This is a genomic window from Streptomyces palmae, assembly GCF_004684805.1.
GTDB classification, from domain to species: domain Bacteria; phylum Actinomycetota; class Actinomycetes; order Streptomycetales; family Streptomycetaceae; genus Streptomyces; species Streptomyces palmae.
This window is the reverse complement of sequence record NZ_SRID01000368.1, coordinates 1-6,790: the sequence shown is the minus strand read 5'-3', so window position 1 is coordinate 6,790 and position 6,790 is coordinate 1. Positions and strand designations below refer to the sequence as shown.

Sequence of the window (6,790 nt, the reverse complement as noted above, 5' to 3'; positions counted from 1 at the left end):
GCGCGCGATCCAGCGCTCCGTCCCGCCCCGTCCTGCCCCCCGTCCGGGCGTCGGCCCCGGGCTCGGGTTCGGGTTCGGGTTCGCAGAGTGCGGCGCGTACCTCGGCGAGCAGGCGGAGGGCCAGCGGATGCCGGGCGTCCGGGCCCGCCGCGGGTGCCGGGGGCAGCCCGTACCGCGACTGGCAGCGCTCCGCCTGCCGAGGGGTGAGATCGCCCAGCCGCAGGCAGTCGGGCAGCGGCCGGGCCGGGGCACCCGCCGAGGGGGTGAGCGCCTGCCGGGGACGGTGCAAGGTGCCGTCCGGGAAGAGGTCCCCGGCCCGCTCCCAGTGCTCGGGGCCGCACCCGATGATCAGCCGGGCCCGGGCCTCGCGGAGCCAGGCGGCGGTGCCCCACGTCCATTCGGTCAGCCGATGGGCGAGCAGCGGGGGCATCTCCTCGGGGCCGTCCAGCAGGACGAGCAGCGGTCGCCCCGCCGCGCCGGCCAGGGCCGCGACCTGCTCCGGGCTGGTCTCCTCGAGCTGGGGCCCGTCGTCCACGGGAGCGGGGTCCGCCCCGTCCGGCGGGGAGTCCCAGTCCGGCGCGAGTACCCGGCCGGGCGCCTCCGCGGCCGGTCTCCTCGAGTCGTCCGCGAGGTCCTCACGGAGATCCGGCGCAAGGCCCGCGCCCGCCCACCAGGCCCAGTCCTCCTCGTCCGGTGTCTTGTCCTGTGTCTCGCCCGGCCCTTCGCCCGGTTCCTCGCCCGCAGGGGCGTATTCGGGGACGCTGCCGAGGGGACGCGGGGCCCCGGCGTCCAGGGCCCGGTCCGCGGCGTCCCGGTCCTCCCGCTCCCGGGCGGCGCGCACGACGCGGGTGGCCGTGGCCAGCACCCGCTCCACCGCGTCCCGCAGGTCGCGGTCGTCCGGGCGCAGGTCCGCGCCGCGCAGCCAGATCACCGGCCCCGGCACATCGCCTTGGGAGCGCCGGGCGGCCAGCCGGGCCAGCTCCGTACTGCGCCCCGTGCCGGGGTCGCCCACCAGGGCGAGCACCACCGCGTCCGCACCGTCGGTGAAGCGGTCGAACTCCGCGCTGATCCCCGGCCGTTCCACGGGGCGGAGGTCGAGGGCACCGGGGCGCGCCGGAACACCGGTGGCCGGCGGCGGCTCCCCGGGCGGCAGGGAGGTCGCGGTGAGCCGGAGCACTCCGGCCAGGTTGAGGTCGCGTCCGTACGCCGGGACGGTGGCGCCGTTGCGCTCCAGGAGGGCGGCGAGCGGGCCGCCCGGGTCGGCCGCGGCGGCGGCGCGCAGGGGGATGGCGAAGCCGCCCGCGCGGTGCCCGGTCTGCAGGGCGGTGCCGAGGACGGCCAGTACGGAGCCGTTCCGGGCATCCAGCACCGGGCCGCCGGCGGTCTCCCCGTCCCGGGCCGGCCCCGGTTCCGGCAGCAGGGCGCCGCCGTCGTGCGACACCAGCTCCAAGGCGCCGGCGACCAGCCGGAAGCGGTCGGTGGCGGCGTAGGTCACCGGGCCGGCGCCGGCGATCCTGGCCACCAGCCAGCGGCCGGTGCGCAGCCATACGGGGGCGCCGAGCCGCAGCGGGTCGGCTGCCGCGATGGCCAGGGGGGTCACGTCCAGCCCGGTGGTCCGTACCAGGGCGAGGTCGACGTCCGGCAGCGGGGTGATCGCCTCGGACTCGACCAGGCAGGTGAGCCCGCTCGGCGCGTGGAGCACCAGTCGGGCCAGCCCGTCCACGGTCTCGTGGCTGGTGACCAGGGTGCCGTGGGTGTCGGCCAGGAAGCCGACGCCCCGGGGCCGCCCCGCCAGGTCTCGGATGTGGACCAGGGCGCGGTCCACATCGTCCGGTGCTAGCACCCCGTCTGCCTCCGCTCGGTGAGGGCGGCGGGCGCGTGTTCGCACCCTTGTGCCCCTGTGTTTCCGACCGTAGGCAGCGGGTGATCGACGAACCAGGGCTCTGGCCGAACGCGCCCCCCTGCACCCCCGCCGTTCACATCGAGCGCCTGCCCGAAGGGGTGAATTCAGCGCTGGCGCGGGTAACGGCTGAGACAGCAGTGGGGCGAGTGACGGGGTGTGTACCCCGCACTCGCCCCATGGAGTGCTTTCCGACGGCTGATACCGGCCATCGGGTGGTCAGGCGAAGACGGCCAGGATCTTCGCCTTGCCCTGGTGCTCCTCGATCAGCGCCAGGAACCGGCCGTCCGGACCGAAGACGGCGATCGGGCCGGCAGCGGCCCCGTCCGCTCCGTCGGCCCCGTGCGACTTCGCGGTGGCGAAGCCCGGGGTCTTGATCCGGACCCCGTTGCCGAGCAGTCGGGCCTGTTCCTCGTCCACGTCCCAGCGGGGGAAGGCCGCCCCGGCCGCTTCGGCGATCGGCATGATCTCCAGCGACTCCTGGATCCGGTCCAGGGTCCGGGCGGCCGCCAGGTCATAGGGGCCCACCCGGGTACGGCGCAGCGCGGTCAGGTGCCCTCCGGTGCCCAGGGCCGCGCCCAGGTCGCGGGCGAGCGCCCGGATGTAGGTGCCGGAGGAACACACCACGGTGACGTCCAGGTCGAGCACCGCGGTGCCGTCCTCGGCCACCGCCTCCCGGTGGCCGTTCAGGACGAAGGAGGAGACGGTCACCGGGCGGGCCGGGAGGTCGAAGTCCTCGCCCTCGCGGACCCGGGAGTAGGACCGCTTCCCGTCGATCTTGATGGCGCTCACCTTGGACGGGACCTGCTGGATCTCGCCGGTCAGCGCGGCGATGCCGTCCCGTACCGCCTCCAGCCGCACGCCCGCGGCTCCGGCGGCACCGGTGACCTCGCCCTCGGCGTCGTCGGTCACCGTGGTCTGGCCGAGCCGGATGGTGGCCTCGTACTCCTTCTCGGTGAGCGCCAGGTGCCCGAGCAGCCGGGTGGCCTTCTCCACGCCGAGCACCAGCACGCCGGTCGCCATCGGGTCGAGGGTGCCCGCGTGGCCCACCCGTCGGGTGCGGGCGATGCCGCGCATCTTGGCGACGACATCGTGAGAAGTGAAGCCGGACGGCTTGTCGACGATGACAAGGCCGTCCGGCACGTGTCCGGAACGCTTCATTCGGCGGCTGCGCCATCCTCGTCGTCGCCCGGCTTGCGGTACGGGTCCGCCTCACCGGCGTACGCGGCGCCGGAGGAGGCCTCGCGGACCTTGGCGTCCGAGGCCCGCGCCCGGTCCAGCAGGTGCTCGATGGTCCGGGCGTTCTCCGGCAGGGCGTCGGCGACGAAGGTCAGGGTCGGAGTGAACTTCACCCCGGCCGCGCGCCCGACCTCGGAGCGCAGGATTCCCTTGGCGCTCTCCAGTCCGGCCGCCGCGCTGGCCCGCTCCTCGTCGTCGCCGTAGACCGTGTAGAAGACGGTCGCCTCCCGCAGGTCACCGGTGACCCGGGTGTCCGTGATGGTCACGTGCGAACCGAGCCGGGGGTCCTTGATGCCGCGCTGCAGCTTCTGGGCGACCACCTCCCGGATGAGGTCCGCCAGCCTCTTCGCCCGCGCATTGTCGGCCACTGGTCCGTCTCCTTCTTGTGTTCCACGATCTGTTCTCGGCTGGGGCCCGGGAGCCCGCGGCGGCGCCGCTGGGTGTTGCGGCTCCCGGATCAGCACGGTCGGCGTCGCTGACGCGCTCAGTCGTCATGCTCGCCGTGGAACCGCCGCCGCACCGACAGCAGCTCCACTTCCGGCCGGGCGGCGACGAGGCGCTCGCACCGGTCCAGTACGTCTCTGAGGTGCTCCGTGTCCCCGGACACGACCGCCAGGCCGATCCTGGTCCGGCGGTACACGTCCTGGTCGCCCACCTCCGCCGCGCTCACCGCGTACTTGCGCTGGAGCTCGGCGACGATCGGCCGGACGACGGAGCGCTTCTCCTTCAACGACCGTACGTCGCCGAGGAGGATGTCGAAGGACAGCGTCCCTACATACATATGGAGCGGGTAAAGCCACCCGTGGGGCACTCGCGGGGTTCCCGCCACGCTTTGGCAGGAACATTCAGCACCGTACACGCAACGGCCGGGGCCGATCGACGGAAATACTCCCTCCTGCGCCGCCTTCGCGGCTGGAGAGGGCCCGTCGACCGGCCCCGACTCGAGCGCTCCCCAGGGGGCCGGAGCCCCCTGGGGTACGGATCAGCCGCGCGGCTTCTCGCGCATCTCGTAGGTCGCGATGACGTCGTCGACCTTGATGTCGTTGAAGTTTCCGAGGTTGATACCGCCCTCGAAGCCTTCGCGGATCTCGGTGACGTCGTCCTTGAAGCGGCGCAGACCCTCGATGGTGAGGTTCTCCGCCACGACCTTGCCGTCGCGCAGCAGACGGGCCTTGGTGTTCCGCCGGACCTCGCCGGAGCGGATGATGACACCCGCGATGTTGCCCAGCTTGGACGAGCGGAAGACCTCGCGGATCTCCGCCGTACCCAGCTCGACCTCTTCGTACTCCGGCTTCAGCATGCCCTTCAGGGCCGCCTCGATCTCCTCGATCACCTGGTAGATGACCGAGTAGTAGCGGACGTCCACACCCTCGCGCTCGGCCATCTGGGTGGCACGCCCCTCGGCGCGCACGTTGAATCCGATGACGATGGCGTCGGAGCCGGTCGCCAGGTCGATGTCGGTCTCGGTGACCGCACCCACACCGCGGTGCAGGACCCGCAGGTCGACCTCGTCGCCGACGTCGAGCTGGAGCAGCGAGGACTCCAGGGCCTCGACCGAACCGGACGCGTCGCCCTTGATGATGAGGTTGAGCTGCTGGACCTCGCCGGCCTTGAGCACCTTGTCCAGGTCCTCCAGGGAGACCCGGCGGGTGCGCTTGGCGAAGGCGGCGTTGCGCTCGCGCGCGGCGCGCTTCTCGGCGATCTGGCGGGCGGTGCGGTCCTCGTCCACGACGAGGAAGTTGTCGCCCGCACCGGGCACGTTGGTGAGACCGAGCACCAGGACCGGGGTCGAGGGGCCTGCCTCCTCCAGCGCGTTGCCGTTGTCGTCGAGCATCGCCCGGACGCGGCCGTACGCGTCGCCGGCGACCATGGTGTCGCCGACCCGCAGGGTGCCGCGCTGCACCAGCACGGTGGCCACGGCGCCGCGGCCGCGGTCCAGGTGGGCCTCGATCGCGATGCCCTGCGCGTCCTGCTCGGCGTTGGCCCGCAGGTCGAGCGCGGCGTCCGCGGTCAGGACCACGGCCTCCAGCAGCGAGTCGATGTTCAGACCCTGCTTGGCGGAGATGTCGACGAACATGGTGTCGCCGCCGTACTCCTCGGCCACCAGGCCGTACTCGGTCAGCTGACCGCGCACCTTGGTCGGGTCCGCGCCCTCGACGTCGATCTTGTTGACCGCGACCACGATCGGCACCTCGGCCGCCTTGGCGTGGTTCAGCGCCTCGACCGTCTGCGGCATCACACCGTCGTTGGCCGCCACCACGAGGATCGCGATGTCGGTCGACTTCGCACCGCGGGCACGCATGGCGGTGAACGCCTCGTGACCCGGGGTGTCGATGAAGGTGATCTTGCGCTCGTCGCCGTTGACCTCGGTCGAGACCTGGTAGGCACCGATGTGCTGGGTGATGCCGCCGGCCTCGCCCGCGACCACGTTGGTCTTGCGGATCGCGTCCAGCAGTCGCGTCTTACCGTGGTCGACGTGACCCATGACGGTCACCACCGGCGGACGCGCGACGAGCATCTCCTCGCCGCCCTCGTTCTCGCCGAACTCGATGTCGAAGGACTCGAGCAGCTCGCGGTCCTCCTCCTCCGGGCTGACGATCTCGACGTTGTAGTTCATCTCGTCGGCGAGCAGCTGCAGCGTCTCGTCGGAGACCGACTGGGTCGCGGTGACCATCTCGCCCAGGTTGAACATCACCTGGACCAGCGACGCCGGGTTGGCGTTGATCTTCTCCGCGAAGTCGGTGAGCGAGGCACCACGCGACAGCCGGACCGTCTGGCCGTTGCCGCGCGGCAGCATCACGCCGCCGATGGACGGGGCCTGCATGGCCTCGTACTCCTGGCGCCGCTGCCGCTTCGACTTGCGGCCACGACGCGCCGGACCGCCGGGACGGCCGAACGCACCCTGCGTGCCACCGCGGCCACCGGGACCACCCGGACGACCACCGAAGCCGGGACGGCCGCCGAAGCCGCCGCCACCGCCGCCGGGGCCACCGCCACCGGGACGACCGGCGAAGCCGCCGCCGCCACCCGGACGGCCACCGCCGCCACCGGGACGACCGGCGAAGCCGCCGCCACCGGGACGACCGGCACCGCCGGGACGGCCGGCACCGCCGGGGCCGCGACCGCCGGCACCGGGGCCGGGACGCGGGCCGGCAGCCGGACGCTGCGGCATCATGCCGGGGTTGGGACGCGGACCGGCCGGGCCGGGACGCGGGCCGCCCTGCGGACGGGGCATGCCGCCGGGGGTCGGGCGAGCGCCGCCGGGACCCTGGGGACGGGGACCGCCCTGGCCGGCGCCCTGCGGACGCGGGCCGCCGGGGCCGCCCTGCGGACCGCCGGGGCGCGGCGCGCCACCCGGACGGGGCGCCTGCGGGCGCGCCATGCCGGTGGAGCCGCCGGAGGTGAAGGGGTTGTTGCCCGGGCGCGGGCCGGCCGGACGGGCACCGGGGCGCGGCGCACCCTGGCCGCCGGGGCGCGGGGCACCGGGGCGAGCGCCCTGGTCACGACCCTGGCCGGGGCCACCCGGACGGGCGCCGGGGCGCGGGCCGGGGGTGCCGCCGGGCTTGCCCGGACCGCTCGGCTTGGCAGCGGGCCGGGGGGCCTGCGGAGCCGCCGGCGGGGCGGTGAACTCGGGCTGGGACGGCGCCGGGG

The 6,790-nt window shown here is 74.2% G+C and carries 4 protein-coding genes and 1 pseudogene; all 5 read right to left on the bottom strand.

From position 1 onward, the window contains the following. A pseudogene (locus E4099_RS26865) lies at window positions 1-1,843 on the bottom strand (hypothetical protein); the annotation flags it as partial. 276 nt (window positions 1,844-2,119) lie between these two features. Beyond that, window positions 2,120-3,061, bottom strand: coding sequence for a tRNA pseudouridine(55) synthase TruB (gene truB / locus E4099_RS26860; protein WP_135341714.1), 942 nt, complete (start codon window positions 3,059-3,061; stop codon window positions 2,120-2,122). After that, window positions 3,058-3,507, bottom strand: coding sequence for a 30S ribosome-binding factor RbfA (gene rbfA, locus E4099_RS26855; RefSeq protein WP_135341713.1), 450 nt, complete (start codon window positions 3,505-3,507; stop codon window positions 3,058-3,060). The genes truB and rbfA overlap by 4 nt, the downstream gene beginning before the upstream one ends. Before the next feature lie 116 nt (window positions 3,508-3,623). Continuing rightward, complete coding sequence (locus E4099_RS26850) at window positions 3,624-3,920, bottom strand: DUF503 domain-containing protein (RefSeq protein ID WP_135341712.1); 297 nt, start codon at window positions 3,918-3,920, stop codon at window positions 3,624-3,626. Window positions 3,921-4,121: 201 nt separating this feature from the next. After that, the coding region (infB, locus tag E4099_RS26845) for a translation initiation factor IF-2 (RefSeq protein ID WP_135341711.1) at window positions 4,122-6,790 on the bottom strand (2,669 nt) is incomplete at its 5' end.